General features: G+C 71.1%; 16 protein-coding genes. All 16 read right to left on the bottom strand.

All coding sequences use genetic code 11. The annotated features are described in order from the left end of the window. Position 1: 1 nt before the first annotated feature. Positions 2-1,672: a cytochrome P450 gene (locus ACFYMP_RS10240; RefSeq protein WP_388853633.1), complete on the bottom strand. Its 1,671-nt coding sequence runs from the start codon at positions 1,670-1,672 to the stop codon at positions 2-4. Positions 1,673-1,727: 55 nt separating this feature from the next. After that, positions 1,728-2,348: an ATP/GTP-binding protein gene (locus tag ACFYMP_RS10235; RefSeq protein ID WP_388853630.1), complete on the bottom strand. Its 621-nt coding sequence runs from the start codon at positions 2,346-2,348 to the stop codon at positions 1,728-1,730. Further along, positions 2,329-2,736: a DUF742 domain-containing protein gene (locus ACFYMP_RS10230; protein ID WP_388853627.1), complete on the bottom strand. Its 408-nt coding sequence runs from the start codon at positions 2,734-2,736 to the stop codon at positions 2,329-2,331. The genes ACFYMP_RS10235 and ACFYMP_RS10230 overlap by 20 nt, the downstream gene beginning before the upstream one ends. Then, positions 2,733-3,113, bottom strand: coding sequence for a roadblock/LC7 domain-containing protein (locus tag ACFYMP_RS10225; protein ID WP_388854267.1), 381 nt, complete (start codon positions 3,111-3,113; stop codon positions 2,733-2,735). The genes ACFYMP_RS10230 and ACFYMP_RS10225 overlap by 4 nt, the downstream gene beginning before the upstream one ends. 20 nt (positions 3,114-3,133) lie before the next feature. Beyond that, on the bottom strand, positions 3,134-4,699 hold the full coding sequence (locus ACFYMP_RS10220; RefSeq protein WP_388853624.1) for an ATP-binding protein: 1,566 nt from the start codon (positions 4,697-4,699) through the stop codon (positions 3,134-3,136). A gap of 536 nt (positions 4,700-5,235) precedes the next feature. Beyond that, a complete protein-coding gene (locus ACFYMP_RS10215; RefSeq protein WP_388853621.1) occupies positions 5,236-8,046 on the bottom strand; it encodes a DEAD/DEAH box helicase in 2,811 nt (936 codons plus the stop codon). Between the two features lie 76 nt (positions 8,047-8,122). After that, positions 8,123-9,013, bottom strand: coding sequence for a diacylglycerol kinase (locus tag ACFYMP_RS10210; protein ID WP_388853618.1), 891 nt, complete (start codon positions 9,011-9,013; stop codon positions 8,123-8,125). 29 nt (positions 9,014-9,042) lie between these two features. Beyond that, a complete protein-coding gene (tatC, locus tag ACFYMP_RS10205; RefSeq protein WP_388853615.1) occupies positions 9,043-9,996 on the bottom strand; it encodes a twin-arginine translocase subunit TatC in 954 nt (317 codons plus the stop codon). Between the two features lie 48 nt (positions 9,997-10,044). After that, positions 10,045-10,326, bottom strand: a complete 282-nt coding sequence (gene tatA / locus ACFYMP_RS10200; protein ID WP_388853612.1) for a Sec-independent protein translocase subunit TatA — start codon at positions 10,324-10,326, stop codon at positions 10,045-10,047. A gap of 207 nt (positions 10,327-10,533) precedes the next feature. Continuing rightward, positions 10,534-10,758 carry a hypothetical protein gene (locus ACFYMP_RS10195; protein ID WP_388854264.1) on the bottom strand — a complete coding sequence of 75 codons (225 nt, stop codon included), beginning with the start codon at positions 10,756-10,758 and terminating at the stop codon, positions 10,534-10,536. A gap of 71 nt (positions 10,759-10,829) precedes the next feature. Next, positions 10,830-11,042 carry a hypothetical protein gene (locus tag ACFYMP_RS10190; protein ID WP_388854261.1) on the bottom strand — a complete coding sequence of 71 codons (213 nt, stop codon included), beginning with the start codon at positions 11,040-11,042 and terminating at the stop codon, positions 10,830-10,832. Between the two features lie 136 nt (positions 11,043-11,178). Then, positions 11,179-12,135, bottom strand: a complete 957-nt coding sequence (locus tag ACFYMP_RS10185; RefSeq protein WP_388853608.1) for a helix-turn-helix transcriptional regulator — start codon at positions 12,133-12,135, stop codon at positions 11,179-11,181. 15 nt (positions 12,136-12,150) lie between these two features. Beyond that, complete coding sequence (locus ACFYMP_RS10180) at positions 12,151-13,104, bottom strand: helix-turn-helix transcriptional regulator (protein WP_388853605.1); 954 nt, start codon at positions 13,102-13,104, stop codon at positions 12,151-12,153. A gap of 147 nt (positions 13,105-13,251) precedes the next feature. Further along, positions 13,252-13,623 (bottom strand): FKBP-type peptidyl-prolyl cis-trans isomerase, encoded by a 372-nt coding sequence (locus tag ACFYMP_RS10175; protein WP_388854258.1) that lies wholly within the window; start codon positions 13,621-13,623, stop codon positions 13,252-13,254. 73 nt (positions 13,624-13,696) lie between these two features. After that, a complete protein-coding gene (locus tag ACFYMP_RS10170) occupies positions 13,697-14,716 on the bottom strand; it encodes an FKBP-type peptidyl-prolyl cis-trans isomerase (RefSeq protein ID WP_388853602.1) in 1,020 nt (339 codons plus the stop codon). Positions 14,717-14,994: 278 nt separating this feature from the next. Further along, positions 14,995-16,356 (bottom strand): Pup--protein ligase, encoded by a 1,362-nt coding sequence (gene pafA, locus ACFYMP_RS10165; protein WP_388853599.1) that lies wholly within the window; start codon positions 16,354-16,356, stop codon positions 14,995-14,997. Positions 16,357-16,495: the final 139 nt, after the last annotated feature.

Genomic DNA, 16,495 nt, shown 5'->3' with positions numbered 1-16,495 from the left:
GTCATCCGGCGCCGAACCAGTTCCTGACCCGGCCGAGCACTCCGCGCGGCCGGGTCCCCTCCGCCGGGACGGAAGGGTCGGCTCCACTCGGCGGGAGCACCGGCTCCCCCCGCGGCTCCTCGGGGCGCGACCGGGGCGAGGGCTCGTCCTCGGCCGCCAACAGCTCCGACACGGGCACGAACTCGCGCCCCGGTTCCCGGGTGGGTCCCGGCTCCAGCAGGCCGGGGCCCTGCGAGGGAAGCCCCCACGACGGCAAGGGCTCCGGGGCCGGTTCGGGCAGCACGCTGGGGCGGCTCACCGGCCGGAAGAGGGAGGCGCCGTCGTCGCTCAGCAGCCAGTCGATGTCGTCGGGCTGCCGAGGGGCGCCGCTCGCGTCCACCGTCCTCGGGTCCACCTGCGGTTTGGGGGCGAACCGGACCGGCACCTCGACCAGATGGCGCGAGAGGATCGAACCCGACCAGCGCAGTTCCTCGGGCTCCACGGCCAGTTGAGCGTCGGACAGCCGGGTGAACAGCTCGTCGATGCCGAGGTCGGCGATGGAGCGGCCGAGGTCCGCCCCGGGGCAGGCGTGCGGTCCGCCGCCGAAGGCGAGGTGCGCGCGGTTGCCCCGCAGGTTCGCCTTGAGGTCGGGCCGGATCGCGGGATCGGTGTTGGCGGCCGCGAACCCGAGCATCACCGCGTCCCCCTTGTGGATGCGCTGCCCGCCCAGCTCGATGTCCTCGACGGCGTAGCGGCCGAGCAGGGCGCTGAACGGCGGTTCGTCCCACAGCGCCTGTTCGGTGGCGTCCTGGAGCGTCATCTGCCCGGCCCCGAGCCGGGTCCGCACCCGCCGGTCGGTGAGCGCGATCCGGGCCGCGTTGGCGATGAGGTTGGCGGTGGTCTCGTAGGCGGCGATGAGCACGATGCGCAGGTGCTCGGCGACCTCCTGCGCGGTCAGCCCCGAGGGGTGGGCCAGCAGCCGGCCGGTGAAGTCCTCGGCGGGTTCGGCGATCCGGCGTTCCACGTGCCGGCGCAGGATCACCATGAGGTACTCGTTGCTCGCGTTGGCGGTCTCGGTGCCCTTGATCAGGTCCTGGGCGGCCTGGACCAGCCGGTCGTCGTACGCCTCGGGCAGACCGAGCAGGCCGAGCATCACCATCATCGGCAGGCGGGTGGCGAAGTCGGACACGATGTCCCCGTGCCCGTCCTCGCAGAACTCGTTGACCAGCAGGATCGTGGAGTCCTGGATGAGCCGGCGCACCCCCCGGCCGTCGGCGCCCACCAGACTGTCGGTGACCGCCCCGCGCAGCCGCTTGTGCTCGGGACCCTCGACGAAGGCGCAGACCGGCTGCCAGGTGAAGATCGGCGCCATGGGGTGGTCGGGCCGTACCCTGCCCTCCTTGAGCGGGAGCCAGTGCCGGGAGTCCACGGAGAACTCCTCGGGATGGGTGGCGACATAGACGTTCTCGGCGTGGCCGAGCACGAGCCAGGCCGGTACGTCGTCGTGCAGCAGGATCGGGGCGACGGGCCCGTGTTCGCGGCGCAGGGCCTCGTAGAAACCGCGCTGGTCCTTCTCGGCCTCGGGTCCGTGGATGCGGCGCAGTCCGCCGGGACCGAAGGAACCGTCGTGGGCGGGGCAGCCGGGGGGCGGTGCGCCGGCGCCCGCCGTACTGAAGGGGAGGTCGGTGGTCACGGTGGTTCGCTCCGGGTTCGTCGCTGCGGTTGGTGGTCGTCGGCGCCGGGCTCGCTCAGTGGGCGGCGCCGGCCATCGCGTACAGGTAGCGCATGAGGGTCAGCAGCACGTCCCGGCTGGAGCGGCGCTTGCGGGCGTCGCACATGATGATGGGGACGGCCGCGGGCAGGTCGAGGGCCGCCCGCAGGGTCTCCGCGGTGTACTCCGGGGCGCCGGGGAAGCAGTTGACGGCGACGACGAAGGGCACCCCGCTCTCCTCCAGCCGGCCCATGACGTCGAAGCTCGATTCGAGGCGCCGGGTGTCGACGAGGACGACGCCGCCGAGCGCCCCCTCGAACAGGCCGTTCCACAGGAACCAGAAGCGCTCCTGGCCGGGCGTGCCGAACAGGTAGAGGACCATCTGCTCGCTGACGCTGATGCGGCCGAAGTCCATCGCGACGGTCGTGTCCGTCTTGTTGGTGGACCGGCGCAGGCTGTCGACGCCGATGCTTGCCTGCGTCATCGTCTCCTCGGTGGTCAGCGGCCTGATCTCGCTGACCGAACCGACCATCGTGGTCTTGCCGACCCCGAAGCCCCCGACGATGACGATCTTCACGGCCGAGGTGGCCGTCTCGGGCAGGATGTCCTCGCTCCGGGGCCCGGGGAGGGTCTCGGTCTCAGAGCCGTTGAAGTCCATGCATCACCGCTTCGAGGAGGGAACGGTCGGGCTGGGCGGGCCGCACGGTGTGCTGCCGAGCCTGGACGAGCCCGAGCGAGTGGAGTTCGGTCAGGAGCACGGTCACGACGCTGAACGGGAGCTTCAGGTACGCCGACAGTTCGGCGACCGAGAGCGGGGCCCCGCACAGCCGCAGGACGGAGACGAGTTCCGGCTGTAGCGCGGGCGGCGGGGTGCCCCGGGCGACGATCAGGGTGACAAGGTCGAGTGCGCCGCGCCCGCCCTCGTGCCCGCCCGTGATGGCGTAGAGCCTGCCGGGCGTGGAGTCCTGCTCCTGATCGGGCGGCTGATCGTGCCGCTCGGCCGGGGCCTCGGGGGTGCGCCGCTTGCGCCGCGGGGGTGTGGTCATAGGCTCGGGGCCCCGCGCCTGCGGGGCGGGCTGGCGAGATGGGGGCCGATCCGGGCCACCAGATCGCGCATGTGGTGACCGACGAGACCGGCCTCGGCCCGTACGTCGGTGAGCACCGCGAGATAGGCCCCGGTGCCCGCCGACATGAGGTAGAAGTGCCCGCCGTCGACCTCGATCATCACCATGCGCATCGTGCCGTCGCTGCGCGGGATCTCCTGGCTGACCGCGCTGGCCAGGCTCTGCAGACCCGCGCAGGCGGCGGCGATGCGGTCGGCCGCGTCGGGTTCGCCCCCGTACCGCGCCACCCGTAGCCCGTCCGCGGAGAGCACCACGATCTGGTGCACCCCGGGCAGGCTGTCGGAGAGTTCTTTGAGCATCCAGTCGAAATCGCGCTGGATCACCGGTGATCCCCCTCGTCGATGTCGTCGCGGCCGGCATCGCTGCGGCCGGCCGTACCGGGCTGTCGCTCGGACTGCTCAGTCCCGTTCACTCCGGCCAGGAACGCCTCCAGGGCGAGGCCGGGGAGTTGCTGTTCCGGCTCCGGCTCGTCCCTGCCGAAGGGGTCCGGAGCGGTCTTCTTCTCCCAGGGCCCGCGCTGTGCCGGAGCGAAGGGGTCGATCTCGCTCGCGTCCTGGGGGACGAAGACGTGTTCGCTGCGGCGGCGGCGCTGCGGGAGCCCTTCCGCCGTCCGCTCGGTGAAGACGGGCATCTCGGCTTCCCTGATGGGCTCGCCGTCCGCGTCGCGCAGCGGGGGCCCGGCCAGTCGACGGCCCTCGGGCTTGCCCTTGCGACGGCGCTCCTTGATGAGCTGACCGTTCTCGTCGTAGCGCGGCACCGCGGTCGCGCCGATCCCGTGCGCCCGGCCGGGAGCGACGTAGTCGATGCCCTCGATCATGTGCTCGGGCACCATGAGGATCGCGCGCAGCCCCCCGTAGGCGGAGGAGCGCAGTTCCAGGGTCATGCGGTACAGCCGGCACAGCCGGCCGAGCACGGACATGCCGGTACGCGGCTCCCCCTTGTACTCGCCGAGGTCGCGGCCGGTCGCCGAGTGGGCGAAGACGCGCATGGCGCGCTGCTGGAGCTCCTCGTCGAAGGGCGCGCCCGCGTCCTCCACCGAGATGGCGATTCCGGCCCGCACCCGCAGCGCGGTGACGTGCACCTTGGCGGCGGGCGGCGAGTAGCGGGCGCCGTTGTCCATGAGTTCGGCCGCGGCCTGGAGGATCGGCTCGACCATGGTCCCCTTGATGGGGATGTCGGGGATGTTCTCCAGCTCGATCCTGGGGAAGTCGTTGATGCGCGACATCGATCCGCGCAACAGGCTGAACAGCGGCACGGGCTCGGCCCACTGACGGCTGGGACGGCCGCCGCCGATGGTCGCGAGGTTGTCGGCGTACCGGGTGATCAGCGAGTTGCAGTGGTCGATGCGCAGGAGGTCGTCGAAGACCTCGGGGTTGCGCCCGTGGTCCTCCTCCATCTCCCGCAGTTCGGCGGCCAGGGTGTGCGCGATGGCCTGGATGCGCCGGGTGGTGCTGATGAACGCGAACCGGATGCCGGAGCGTACGTTCTCGCCCTCGTCGATGGCGTCGAGGAACACGCGCAGCATGTGGCGCTGGGGGGTGGGCAGATTGGCGAAGCGCTTGGCGGCCAGCACCTTGTTCTCGGTGACGGTGGCGCGGTGGCCGCGCAGCGTCAGTTCCAGCGCGACCGGCATGACCTCGTTGGCCATCCGGTAGGTCTCGGCGTCGTACTCGGCGACCCGCCGCTCCAGCGCGGCCTTCTCCTGGGTGTGGGCGCGCGTCAGGTGCTCCTGCGCCCGGTGGCCGCGCAGCACCTCCGCGGTGAGGCTCAGCGCGATCAGGGCGGCGACGACGCCGCAGCAGATGACGGGCACCCGCGCGGGCTCGGTCACGCCCAGCGCGGCTGCCGCCGTGGCCGCCGCGAGGAGCAGGACGGTCAGCGACACGCGGAGCAGGGGGGCCGGCCGGCCCCGGGGGGGCGATTGAACACTCACCATGTAAGGCCCTCTGCACAGTTGACGGGGGTATGGCACGCCCTGGAGTCAGGTACGGACGTGGGGCGCGTCACGGCTTTCCTCAGCCGGCGCGATGCGGGCGAGCCTAGTGCGACGGAATGATCCCTGTGTCATATTCCGTAAGCGTCACCCTCGGGATTCCGGGGAGCCCTAGAATCGAGCCCATTTATACGCCACACAGAAATTCGAACAATCGCACGCCCACCGAAAACGAAGGCAACTGCGCAGGTCAGAACCGCCCCCGTCCCCCATTCGGTCCCCTTGGCGAACAGATAATCGACCCCTCCCGAAGCGCTCCTCAGGGGCGCCCGCGACCGGGGGCGCACGAAAATGGGAATGCGCCCCCCGGCTACCCGGAAGGGCGCATTCCCACTTTCTCCTGCTTTACCGCGTGCCTCTCCCTACGGTCGCCGCCGGCCGCTCGCGACGGCTACCGCCTTCCCGCCCGCCCGGCGCGTCCCCGCGCCTCAGCCCACGGAGGTGTAGGCGACGACCCCGCGCAGTACGGCGTCCACCGCCTTGCGCGCGTTCTTCGGGACGGTGCTGTCGCCGCCGCCGGGCGCGGCGGCGGCGATCTGGCCGAGCACGTCGATGACCTGCTTCGTCCACCGCACGAAGTCCCCGGCGGGCATCTCGGCCTCGCGCAGCACCTCGTCCAGCCCGGTGCCGGAGGCCCAGCGGTAGGCGGCCCAGGCGAAGCCGAGGTCGGGCTCGCGCTGGCCGACGCCCTCGGTCTGGCTGATGCCGAAGTCCTCCTCGACCGCGTCGAGCCGGCCCCAGATCCGCACCATCTCCTGGAGCGCGACGGTGGCCTTGCCGGAGGGCACCTTCGGGGTGACCGCCTCGTCCCCGGAGCGGGACTCGTAGACCAGGGCGGAGACGCAGGCGGCCAGTTCGGCCGGGCTCAGCCCCTCCCACACGCGTTCGCGCAGGCACTCCGCGGACAGCAGGTCCAGCTCCCCGTACAGCCGGGCCAGCCGGCGGCCGTGCTCGGTGACCTCGTTCCCGCGCAGGTAGTCCAGCTCGGTCAGCAGCGCCACGATCCGGTCGAAGGTGCGGGCGATGGTGTTGGTCCGGCCCTCGATGCGCCGCTCCAGCTGCCGGGTGTCGCGCAGCAGCCGGTGGTAGCGCTCGGCCCAGCGGGCGTGGTCCTCGCGCTCGGCGCAGCCGTGGCAGGGGTGGGCGCGGATCTCGGTGCGCAGCCGGGCGATCTCGCGGTCGTCGGCGGCCGCCGCGCGGCCCTTGCGGTGCCGCTCGGGCGCGAGGTGCCCGGCCTTGGTGCGCAGCGCGGAGGCGAGGTCCCTGCGGGACTGCGGGCTGCGCGCGTTGAAGGACTTGGGGACCCGCATCCGGTCCAGCGCCTCGACGGGCACCGGGAAGTCCATCCCGGCCAGCCGCTTGACCTGGCGCTCCGCGGTCAGCACGAGGGGACGGGGCCCGTCGAACTGGTCGAAACCGCGAGGGTGGCCGCCGGTGCGGCCGGCCGGCATCCCGGGGTCGAGGACCAGGGCGAGCCCCGCGTACTTGCCGGTGGGCACGTGGATGATGTCCCCGGGCCGCAGCTTCTCCAGCGAGGCGGCGGCAGCGGCCCGGCGCTGGGCCGCGCCCTGCTTGGCCAGTTCCGTCTCGCGGTCCTTGAGCTGCCGGCGCAGCCGCGAGTACTCCTCGAAGTCCCCGAGGTGGCAGGTCATCGACTCCTTGTAGCCCGCCAGTCCCTCCTCGTTGCGCTGCACCTCGCGCGAGATGCCGACGACGGAGCGGTCGGCCTGGAACTGCGCGAAGGAGGTCTCCAGGAGTTCCCGGGAGCGGTGCCTGCCGAACTGCTGGACCAGATTCACCGCCATGTTGTACGAGGGGCGGAAGCTGGAGCGCAGCGGGTAGGTACGGGTGCCGGCGAGGCCCGCGAGGTGGTCGGGGTTCATCCCGCGCTGCCACAGCACGACGGCGTGGCCCTCGATGTCGATGCCGCGCCGGCCGGCCCTCCCGGTGAGCTGGGTGTACTCGCCCGGGGTGATGTCGGCGTGCTGCTCGCCGTTCCACTTGACGAGTTTCTCCAGGACCACGGAGCGGGCGGGCATGTTGATGCCGAGCGCGAGGGTCTCGGTCGCGAAGACGGCCTTGACGAGGCCGCGCACGAACAGTTCCTCGACGACCTCCTTGAAGGTCGGCAGCATCCCCGCGTGGTGGGCGGCGATGCCGCGCTCCAGGCCCTCCAGCCACTCGAAGTAGCCGAGCACGTGCAGGTCCTCGGGCGGGATGGAGGAGGTGCGTTCCTCGACGATCTCGCGGACGGTGAGCCGGGCGGCCTCGTCGTTGAGCCGCAGCCCCGCGGCCAGGCACTGCTGGACGGCGGCCTCACAGGCGGCCCGGCTGAAGATGAAGGTGATCGCGGGCAGCAGTCCCTCGGCGTCGAGCCGGTCGATCACCTCGGGGCGGCCCGGGGTCCACACCCGGCTGCGCTGGCGCCGCTCCCGCTCCCGGTCGGCCTCCCGGCCCCGGCGCCTGCCTCCGCCGCCGTATCCGGGGCGGCTGGCCTCCATGCGGGCCATCCGGCTCAGGTCGGGGTTGACCGCCCGTTTGCGGCCGCCGCCCTCCTCGAACAGGTCGTAGATCCGCCGTCCGGCCAGGACGTGCTGGAAGAGGGGGACGGGCCGGTGCTCGGAGACGATCACCTGGGTGTCCCCGCGCACGGTGTCCAGCCAGTCGCCGAACTCCTCGGCGTTGGACACGGTCGCGGAGAGCGACACGAGGGTCACCGAGGGCGGGAGGTGGATGATCACCTCCTCCCACACCGCGCCCCGGAAGCGGTCGGAGAGATAGTGCACCTCGTCCATGACCACGTAGCCGAGACCCGAGAGGGCCTGTGACCCGGCGTACAGCATGTTGCGCAGCACCTCGGTCGTCATGACGACGATCGGGGCGTCCGCGTTGACGCTGTTGTCACCGGTGAGCAGCCCGACGCGGTCCGCGCCGTAGCGCTGGGCGAGGTCTCCGTACTTCTGGTTGGAGAGCGCCTTGATCGGGGTGGTGTAGAAACACTTCTTGCCCTGGAGCAGCGCGAGGTGGACGGCGAACTCGCCCACGATCGTCTTGCCCGATCCGGTGGGCGCCGCCACCAGGACGCCCTTGCCCGATTCCAGGGCCTGGCAGGCCTCGATCTGGAAGGGGTCGAGACCGAACTCGTACATCTCGCGGAAGGCACCGAGCGCGGTGGCCTGTTCCGCGGCGCGCCGACGGGCCGCCGCGTACCGCTCCGCCGGGGAGAGATCCTCTGTCATCGTGCGTTCGAGCCTACCGGCCGACACCGACAGAGCACGATCATTAATCATGATCGGCTGTCCGGCCGGGCACGCCTCAGGGGGCGAGCAGCCGTACGGCCGCGGGGACGCACCGCGCGGTCAGCGGCAGGGGTCCGAGCGGCTCGCCGTCGGCGTAGCCGGTGAGTCCGGGCGCGTCGAGTTCGACGCGGGCGGCGCGGTGGGTGGTGACCACGGGGTGGCCGAGGTGGGTGCCCCGGTAGACACGGGGGAAGACCTTCAGCAGGGTGGTGCGGCTGCACGGGCCGACGACGGTGATGTCGAAGAGACCGTCGTCGAGGCGGGCCTCGGCGCAGATCCGCATACCGCCGCCGTAGGAGGTGCTGTTGCCGACGGCTATGAGGGTCGCGTCCACCTCCTGGACGGGCCCGTCGTCCAGGCGCATGCGGTAGCGCACCGGTGCGAAGGCGGCGAGTTCGGCGAGGATCGCGAGATCGTAGCGGAAGCGGCCGAGCGGCAGGCGCATCCGGTTGCCCCGGTCGTTGACCCGGGAGTCGAAGCCGGTGGCCAGCACGGTGCCGTACCAGCGTTCACCGATCAGGCCGAGGTCCAGCTCCCGGTACCGGCGCTCCTCAAGGGCGTGCGCGACGATCCGGGCGGCCTCGGCGGGGGCGCGCACCGGCAGTCCCAGCGAGCGCCCGAAGTCGTTGCCGCTGCCGACCGCGACGACACCGAGCGGAGTGCTGGTACCGGCGACCGCCCGCAGCGCGAGGGCGGTGAGCCCGTCGCCGCCCACGGCGACCAGGGCGTCCGTCCCCTGGGCCACGGCCTGCCGGACGCGCCGCAACGCGTCCCCGGCGTCCGCGCCGACGATCGTACGGACCCGGAAGCCCGCGTCCCGGAACGCGGAAGCGGCCGGCTGCGCCGCGTGGGCGCCCCGGCCGCGGCCCGCGGTGGGGTTGACGAAGAGGGTGATCTCGCTGGTCACGGCCCGACCCTACTGGAGCGGGGGCCGCCTCAGGTCACGTCGTCGTATCCGTTGATCCGGTCCCGGTCGCCGCCGGACTGCTCGGGGAGAGCGCGCGGCGCGGCGACGGGTTCCATCTCCCCGATGTCCTCCGGCGTGAGGTCGAGTTCGGAGGCTTCGTCGTCGGCGGGCCCCTGTGCCTCACGGACGGCCTTGCGCCGGTCGTGGATCAGGGAGAAGGCGGTGGCACCGAAGTAGAGCACCCAGATCGGGGCGGCGAGGGTGAGCATGCTGACCGGGTCCGTGCTGGGAGTCGCCACCGCGGCGAAGACCGTGATGCCCATGATCATGGCCCGCCACCAGCTGAGCATCCTCCTGCCGGTGAGGATGCCGGTGAGGTTGAGCATCACCAGGAGCAGAGGCAGCTCGAACGAGATACCGAAGACCAGCACCATGCGGGTGATCAGGTTCAGCAGGTCGTCCAGCGGGAGCAGGTTCTCCGCGTTGGCGGGGGTCAGGCCGAGCAGGACGCGCGCCATGGTGGGCAGCATCCGGTAGGCGAGGAACGCGCCCAGCAGGAAGAGCGGGACCCCCACGCCGACGAAGGACCGGGCGTACTTCTTCTCGCTCCGGTGCAGCCCCGGCGCGACGAACCCCCACAGCTGGTAGAGCCAGATCGGTGAGGCGACGACCACGCCCACCGTGAGGGACACCTTGAGCGCCAGGGTGAACGGTGCGAGCAGCCCGCTCAGCACGATGTGGGCGCACGGGGTTTCCTTGGTCTTGGCCAGCTCGGAGAACGTGTCCCCGCAGCCGACGGACTTCAGGATCGGCCCGGTGAGGAAGTCGATGATGTCCGTGTAGAAGAAGGCAGCGAGGATCGCCACGGCCACGATCGCCAGGACGGCTTTCGCGAGCCGGTTGCGCAGCTCACGCAGGTGATCCACGAGCGGCATGCGCCCCTCGGGATCCTTCTCCTTTTTTGTGCGGGCAGGCTTTAGCAACCCACGTCCTCATCTCGTGCGGCGGGGCCGGCCGTCGCCGGCCCCGCGTCAGCGCTTGCTCGTGTCCGAAGGCTCGGCGACCGGTCGCGAGCTGGTCACGTCACCGGGAGAGGCCTGGATGGTGCGCTGCGAGAACTGGTCGGCGGGCGGGTCGGCGGGCGCGGCCTCGTCCTGCTTGCCCTCGGACTTCATCGCCTTGGCCTCGCTCTTGAGGATGCGGGCCGACTTGCCGAGCGAACGGGCCATGTCGGGAAGCTTCTTCGCGCCGAACAGCAGGACGACTACGACGAGAATGAGGATGATCTCGGGGGCGCCGATCTTTCCGAACATAGGCGTACTACCTTCTCACCGAGGCGGCGGGGATGGGGGGCTGCACCATGAGTAGGACAAATGTCCGCCTTCATGCTGCCGCGATCGTAGCGCTCAGGGGTAAAGGCTGGGCAATCCCTGGGTGTACTCCCGGTTCAGCGGCTCGCGCCTCGCTCCGGGCCGCGTCAAGCAGCGTACCTGGGGGACCCGGCAAATTGACAGGCTACGTCAGTCGACAGACGTCACACGGGGTCCGCCCGGGGTGTTCGCACCCGCGTGGGCCATCGCCGCGGCGGCCCGTTCCAGGTCCTGCGCGGCGGTGCTGATGCGCTGTGAGCTCCTCGCCACCTGGGCGCCCAGACGGCGCACCTCCAGGTGGACCCGGACGGCCAGCACACCGAGGACGGCCAGTCCGCAGAAGCCGAGCACGACGGCGGTCATGGCCCAGGACATCGTGGAGAGCGACGGCATGCCCCGAGCCTAGTGCCTCCGGAGCGACCCGGTCCGCCCCGGGACCGCGGTGATCAGACGGTGGAGTGCAGACGCAGGGTGCGTACGCCGCCGTCTGTGAGCAGTTCCACAATGCGCTCCCCCGCCGGCTTGCGGACCGCGCTGTCGCACTCGGGGCAGGTGAAGGAGTAGAAGGTGGTCTTCCTGCTGCCGCCGATCGCCAGCCGGATGGCGCTCGCGGCGAGTTCGAAGCGGGCGCGGCAGTCGGGGCATCCGGCCCGGAACATCACCCCTCCCGTGACCGTCGCCCCGCTCGCGGCACTCTGCGTGCCGGTCGCCGGTGCCTCTCGCGTCATGGTCCGGCTCTCCCCTCGCTGCCTGCCCAGACGATAGCGGTCCGTCCGCCCGGCCGGGCCCCCATCGTCAGTTCCGGTCGGCGTAGGCGGCGAGCGCCTCCTCGGCGGCCGCCCGCGCGCTCGACGCCAGCTCCCGCGGGGCGACGATCCGGCCCTCGGCGCCCAGTCGCAGCGCGAGGCGGCGCAGGGAGGCCGGGTCGGGGGTGCGCAGGGTGATGCGCAGTCCGCCACCGGGCAGCTCCACGGCGCTGTCGTGCGGGTAGTACTCGGCGACCCAGCGGCCACCCGGACCCACCTCGACCACCACTTCGGGGTCGTCCGCGGCGGGCTGCACCAGCCCTTCCGACAGATCGCGCAGCTCCATCTCGGGCGGGGCGGAGGGCTCGTCGAGGATCTTGATCTCGGCGACCCGGTCGAGCCGGAAGGTGCGCCGGTCCTCGGAGAGCCGGCACCACGCCTCCATATAGGTGTGGCCCACGGCGAACAGCCGGATCGGGTCGACCTCGCGCTCGGTCAGCTCGTCGCGTGCCGGGGAGTAGTAGCGCAGCCACAGCCGGCGCCGCTCGGAGATCGCCCGGTCCACCTCGGCGAACACCCCGCCCTCCGACTCGAAGGTCACCGACAGCCGGGAACTGGCGCCCGCGGTGTCTCCCGCGGCGGTCTCCAGCTTCGCGGTCGCCCGCAGCAGCGCCTGACGGTCGCTCTCCCGCAGTCCGGGCAGCGTGGTCACCGCCCGCGCCGCGACCAGCAGGGCGGTCGCCTCGTCGGCGGCCAGCCGCAGCGGGGCCGCCACGTCGTCGGGGTTGTGCCACCAGATGCGCTCGCCGTCGGTGTCGATGTCGAGCAGGTCGCCGCCCCGGAAACTCGTCCCGCACAGCGGCAGGACGTCGAGGTCGGAGATCAGCTCGTCCTCGGTGATCCCGAAGGCCCGCGCGACGTCCGTGACGTACGCGCCGGGACGTTCGCGCAGATACGTCACGAGGGACAGCATCCGGCGGGTCTGGTCGATGGCGTTCGTGGCCATGTGCTTGCCTCTCCCTCAGCCCTTGGCCACGGCGCGCAGCCGGTCGATGACGTCGGCCCGCAGCTCGGCGGGTTCCAGCACGACCACGTCGGGGCCGAACTCCACGAGCCAGGCGTCCAGTCCGTGCCCGTACGGGACCTCCAGCTCGTCCCAGCCGTCGCCGCCGTCCTGTACCGAGATCGCCTTGGCGCGCAGCGGGTAGCCGGCGCCGGAGCGCAGGCGGATGAACGCGCTGCGGTCGGCGCTCTCCCCGGCCCAGGCCGCGACCGTCTCCCGGACCGTCACCACCGAGGGGACCTCGGCGAGGAAGGGGCCCGAGCGGGCCCTGACCCGGCCGGTGATGCGCGAGAGACGGAACACGCGCTCGGCGCCCCGGTCCCGGTCGAAGCCCGCGAGGTACCAGTGGCCGCGCCAGCACTCCAGGGCCCAGGGCTCGACCTGCCGCGTCTCGGGCCGGGGCGCGGTGGACTTGCGGTAGTCGAAGACGACGGGACGCCGGTCCCGGCAGGCCAGCATGAGCGGTTCGAAGGCCGCCTCGTGCACCGGGATGCGGGGCTCCAGGGCGCTGTGCGTCTCGTACGGGTCGACGGTCTCCGGCAGACCCGCGGCGCGCAGCTTCTGGAGGGCGCCGCTGGCCGCTCCCGCGAGCCGCGCCTGCTGCCACACCTTCGCGGCCAGGCCCAGCGCGGCGGCCTCCTCGGCGTCGAGGGTGACGGGCGGCAGCCGGTTGCTGTCCCGGCCCGCCCGGTAGCCCGTCTCCCCGTCCAGGTTGTCGACCGTCTCGATGACCAGGCCCAGTTCCCGCAGATCGTCCTTGTCCCGCTCGAACATGCGGTTGAAGGCGTCCTCGGAGCTGGCCTCCAGGTACGCCTCGACCGACCCCCGCAGCTCCCGCTTGCTGAGCGGACGGCGCGTGCCCAGCAGGCACAGCGCGAGGTTCATCAGCCGCTCGGCCTTGGCAATCGCCATCGACGCCCTTTCCCGTTGTTCTCTAGGCCGTCGACCGTACCGCCCCCGGCCTGCCGGAAGAAAGCCGAGGGCCCGTGCCGTACGGCACGGGCCCTCCGCTGATCACTTCCGGTCACGCGCGGCCACGAGGGCCGCCGCTCCGGACGCTCAGACGCTCACCAGATCGCAGACGAAGATGAGGGTCTCGCCGGGCTTGATCCGGCCGCCCGCGCCACGGTCGCCGTAGGCGAGGTGCGCCGGGATGGTCAGCTGGCGACGGCCCCCGACCTTCATGCCCTGCACGCCCTTGTCCCAGCCCTCGATGACCTGGCCGACACCGAGCTGGAAGGCGAGCGGAGCGCCCCGGTTCCAGCTCGCGTCGAACTCCTCACCGGTGGAGAAAGCGACGCCCACGTAGTGGACGCGCACGGTGTCCCCGGCCTTGGCCACGGGTCCGTCGCCCTCCCAGATGTCCTTGATCTCCAGGTCCGCCGGGGGCTCGCCGCCGGGGAAGTCGATCTCGGGCTTCTCGATGCTCACGTAGTTGCTCCAGTGTTGGCGGTAGGCGGGGCGCTCCTCGGAGCGCCCCGCCCGTGAAGACAAGGTCCTAGTCTTACACCGCGCCGAGAATGTCCACGACGAAGACCAGGGTGGAGTTGGCGGGGAGCGCCTCGCCCTGCGCCTGGTCCTTGTACGCCTGCTCCGGCGGGATGACGAGCATGACGCGGTCGCCGACGTGCTTGCCGACCAGGCCCTTGTCCCAGCCCGGGATCACGGCGCCCTTGCCGATCGGGGTGACGAAGGGCTCGCCCCGGTTGGCCGCGGTGTCGAACAGGGTGGCCTTGGCCTTGCCCTCGTTGATCTTCCAGGCGGCGCCGCTGTAGTTCATGATCACGTTCTGGCCGGTCTTGATCTCCGGGCCCTTGCCGTTGATCAGCACCTTCTCGGTGAGCTTCTTCGGCGGGTCGTTCTTCGGCACCGAGATGTCGGCGCGGGTCGTCTTCTCGTCGACCTTGACTTGCGGCAGGTCCTTCGGGATCGACGCCTGGCTGCCCTCGACCTTCGTGGTGGGCACGATCTTGTTGATGTCGATCGCGAACACCAGGGTGTCGTCGGGGGCGACCCCCGCCTGCTGGTTGCCCTGGGCGCCGAAGGCGGCGGCCGGCGGGGCCACCACCAGGACCCGGCTGCCCTCCTTGTGACCGGCCAGCGCCTTCGAGAAGGCCGGGATGATCGACTTCGAGCCCGCCGCGATGACCTGCGGCTGGCCGCCCTGCTGGTAGGTCGAGCCGAAGTCCTTGGCGCCCTTCCAGATCTTGCCGGTGAAGTCGAAGGACACCATGTCGCCCTCGCGCACCGTCTTGCCGGTGCCCTCGGACTCGGTGTGCACCACGAACTTGTCGCTGGGGCTGCCCTTGGGCAGCGTGATCTTCGCCGCCTTCCCGTCCGCGCCCGACACCGTCGGCATCGGAGAGGCCGAGGTCACCGGCTGCGGCGTCTTGGGAGCGGCCTCCGCCGAGGGCGAGCTGCTGGCCTTGTCCGCCTTGTCCTTGGAGTCGTCGTCACCCCCGCAGGCGGTCGCGGCAAGCGCCAGGGCGGGCACGATGAGCAGGGCTGCGAGTCGGCGTTGCACAAGATCCCCAGAGTGTTATGGATACCGGTCCCGTCACTCTAGGCCCTTCGCCACCGCAGACCGCGAACCGCGTACCGCACTTTCCGCTTCGTTCCGGTTCCTGGGCCCGGGACCGCGCCCGTTCCGCTCCATCCCGCCCCGGTCCGCCCGTGTCCGCGCTCCGGTTAGCCCGGTTGACTCCGGTTAGCCCGGTTGAGGAGAACGCGCGGAAATGGCCCCGCGTGCGACACGCGGGGCCATTTCCGGTCGCCCTCTCCGGAGGAGCGGGCGACGCCCGGTCACATTCCGGCGATCAGCTTCTCCACCCGGTCGTCCACCGACCGGAAGGGGTCCTTGCACAGCACGGTGCGCTGCGCCTGGTCATTGAGCTTGAGGTGCACCCAGTCGACCGTGAAATCCCTGCGCTGCTCCTGCGCCCGCCGGATGAAATCGCCCCGCAAGCGGGCCCGCGTCGTCTGCGGCGGCACCGACTTTCCCTCGAAGATCCGCAGGTCATTGCAGATCCGGGTGGCCTGCCCCTTCTTCTCCAGCAGGTAGTAGAGCCCGCGCCGACGGTGGATGTCGTGATACGCGAGGTCTATCTGCGCCACCCGCGGATTCGACATGGTCATGTTGTGCTTCGCCCGGTACCGCTCGATCAGCTTGTACTTCATGACCCAGTCGATCTCGGTGCCGATCCGGTCGAGATCCTCCGACTCGATCGCGTCCAGCGCCCGGCCCCACAGCTCGAGTACCTGCTCGACCGTGCCGGTACGGATGCCGCGGCGCTCGCAGAAGTCCACGGCCTTCTCGTAGTACTCGCGCTGCACCTCCAGCGCCGAGGCCTCCCGGCCACTGGCCAGCCGCACCTTGCGCCGGCCCGTTATGTCGTGACTGACCTCGCGGATGGCCCGGATCGGGTTCTCCAGCGTCAGGTCCCGCATCACCGTGCCCGCCTCGATCATGCGCAGCACGAGGTCGGTGGCCCCGACCTTGAGCAGCATGGTCGTCTCCGACATGTTGGAGTCGCCCACGATCACGTGCAGCCGCCGGTACCGCTCGGCGTCCGCGTGCGGCTCGTCCCGGGTGTTGATGATCGGACGGGAACGCGTCGTCGCGGAGCTGACGCCCTCCCAGATGTGCTCGGCCCGCTGGCTCACACAGAACACCGCACCGCGCGGGGTCTGCAGCACCTTGCCCGCGCCGCACAGCAACTGCCGTGTGACCAGGAACGGGATGAGGATGTCGGCCAGCCGCGAGAACTCCCCGTGCCGCGCCACGAGATAGTTCTCGTGGCAGCCGTACGAGTTGCCCGCGGAGTCGGTGTTGTTCTTGAACAGATAGACGTCGCCTGCGATTCCCTCCTCGTGCAGACGGCGTTCCGCGTCGACGAGCAGCCCTTCCAGGATGCGCTCGCCCGCCTTGTCGTGCGTCACCAGTTCGGTGATGTTGTCGCATTCGGGAGTCGCGTATTCCGGATGCGAACCCACGTCGAGGTAGAGGCGGGCGCCGTTCCGCAGAAAGACGTTGCTACTGCGGCCCCATGACACAACACGGCGGAAGAGGTAACGCGCCACCTCGTCCGGCGACAGACGGCGCTGTCCCCGAAACGTGCACGTGACGCCGTACTCGTTCTCCAGCCCGAAAATGCGGCGGTCCATGACTGAACATTACGCCCGAACCCCCTCGCTGAAACCGGCTTGGCCCGGACCGTTTCGATCATTTTCCCCGGCCACCCCCGCCGGACCAGCCACGTCTTCCCCGCACGCCACCGGCCCAACCCTCTTTCCGCACCCGGCC

The organism is Streptomyces sp. NPDC007088, assembly GCF_042869355.1.
Lineage (GTDB): Bacteria > Actinomycetota > Actinomycetes > Streptomycetales > Streptomycetaceae > Streptomyces.
The sequence above is the reverse complement of the archived record's forward strand: the minus strand, read 5'-3'. Positions and strand labels throughout refer to the sequence as shown.

Coding starts and splice junctions, on each gene's coding strand:
- ACFYMP_RS10215 (WP_388853621.1), bottom strand. CDS start 8,046: ATGACAGAGGATCTCTCCCCGGCGGAGCGGTACGCGGCGGCCCGTCGG.
- ACFYMP_RS10230 (WP_388853627.1), bottom strand. CDS start 2,736: ATGACCACACCCCCGCGGCGCAAGCGGCGCACCCCCGAGGCCCCGGCC.
- ACFYMP_RS10195 (WP_388854264.1), bottom strand. CDS start 10,758: ATGTCCTGGGCCATGACCGCCGTCGTGCTCGGCTTCTGCGGACTGGCC.
- ACFYMP_RS10180 (WP_388853605.1), bottom strand. CDS start 13,104: ATGGCGATTGCCAAGGCCGAGCGGCTGATGAACCTCGCGCTGTGCCTG.
- ACFYMP_RS10235 (WP_388853630.1), bottom strand. CDS start 2,348: ATGGACTTCAACGGCTCTGAGACCGAGACCCTCCCCGGGCCCCGGAGC.
- ACFYMP_RS10225 (WP_388854267.1), bottom strand. CDS start 3,113: ATGCTCAAAGAACTCTCCGACAGCCTGCCCGGGGTGCACCAGATCGTG.
- tatA (WP_388853612.1), bottom strand. CDS start 10,326: ATGTTCGGAAAGATCGGCGCCCCCGAGATCATCCTCATTCTCGTCGTA.
- ACFYMP_RS10190 (WP_388854261.1), bottom strand. CDS start 11,042: ATGTTCCGGGCCGGATGCCCCGACTGCCGCGCCCGCTTCGAACTCGCC.
- pafA (WP_388853599.1), bottom strand. CDS start 16,356: ATGGACCGCCGCATTTTCGGGCTGGAGAACGAGTACGGCGTCACGTGC.
- ACFYMP_RS10185 (WP_388853608.1), bottom strand. CDS start 12,135: ATGGCCACGAACGCCATCGACCAGACCCGCCGGATGCTGTCCCTCGTG.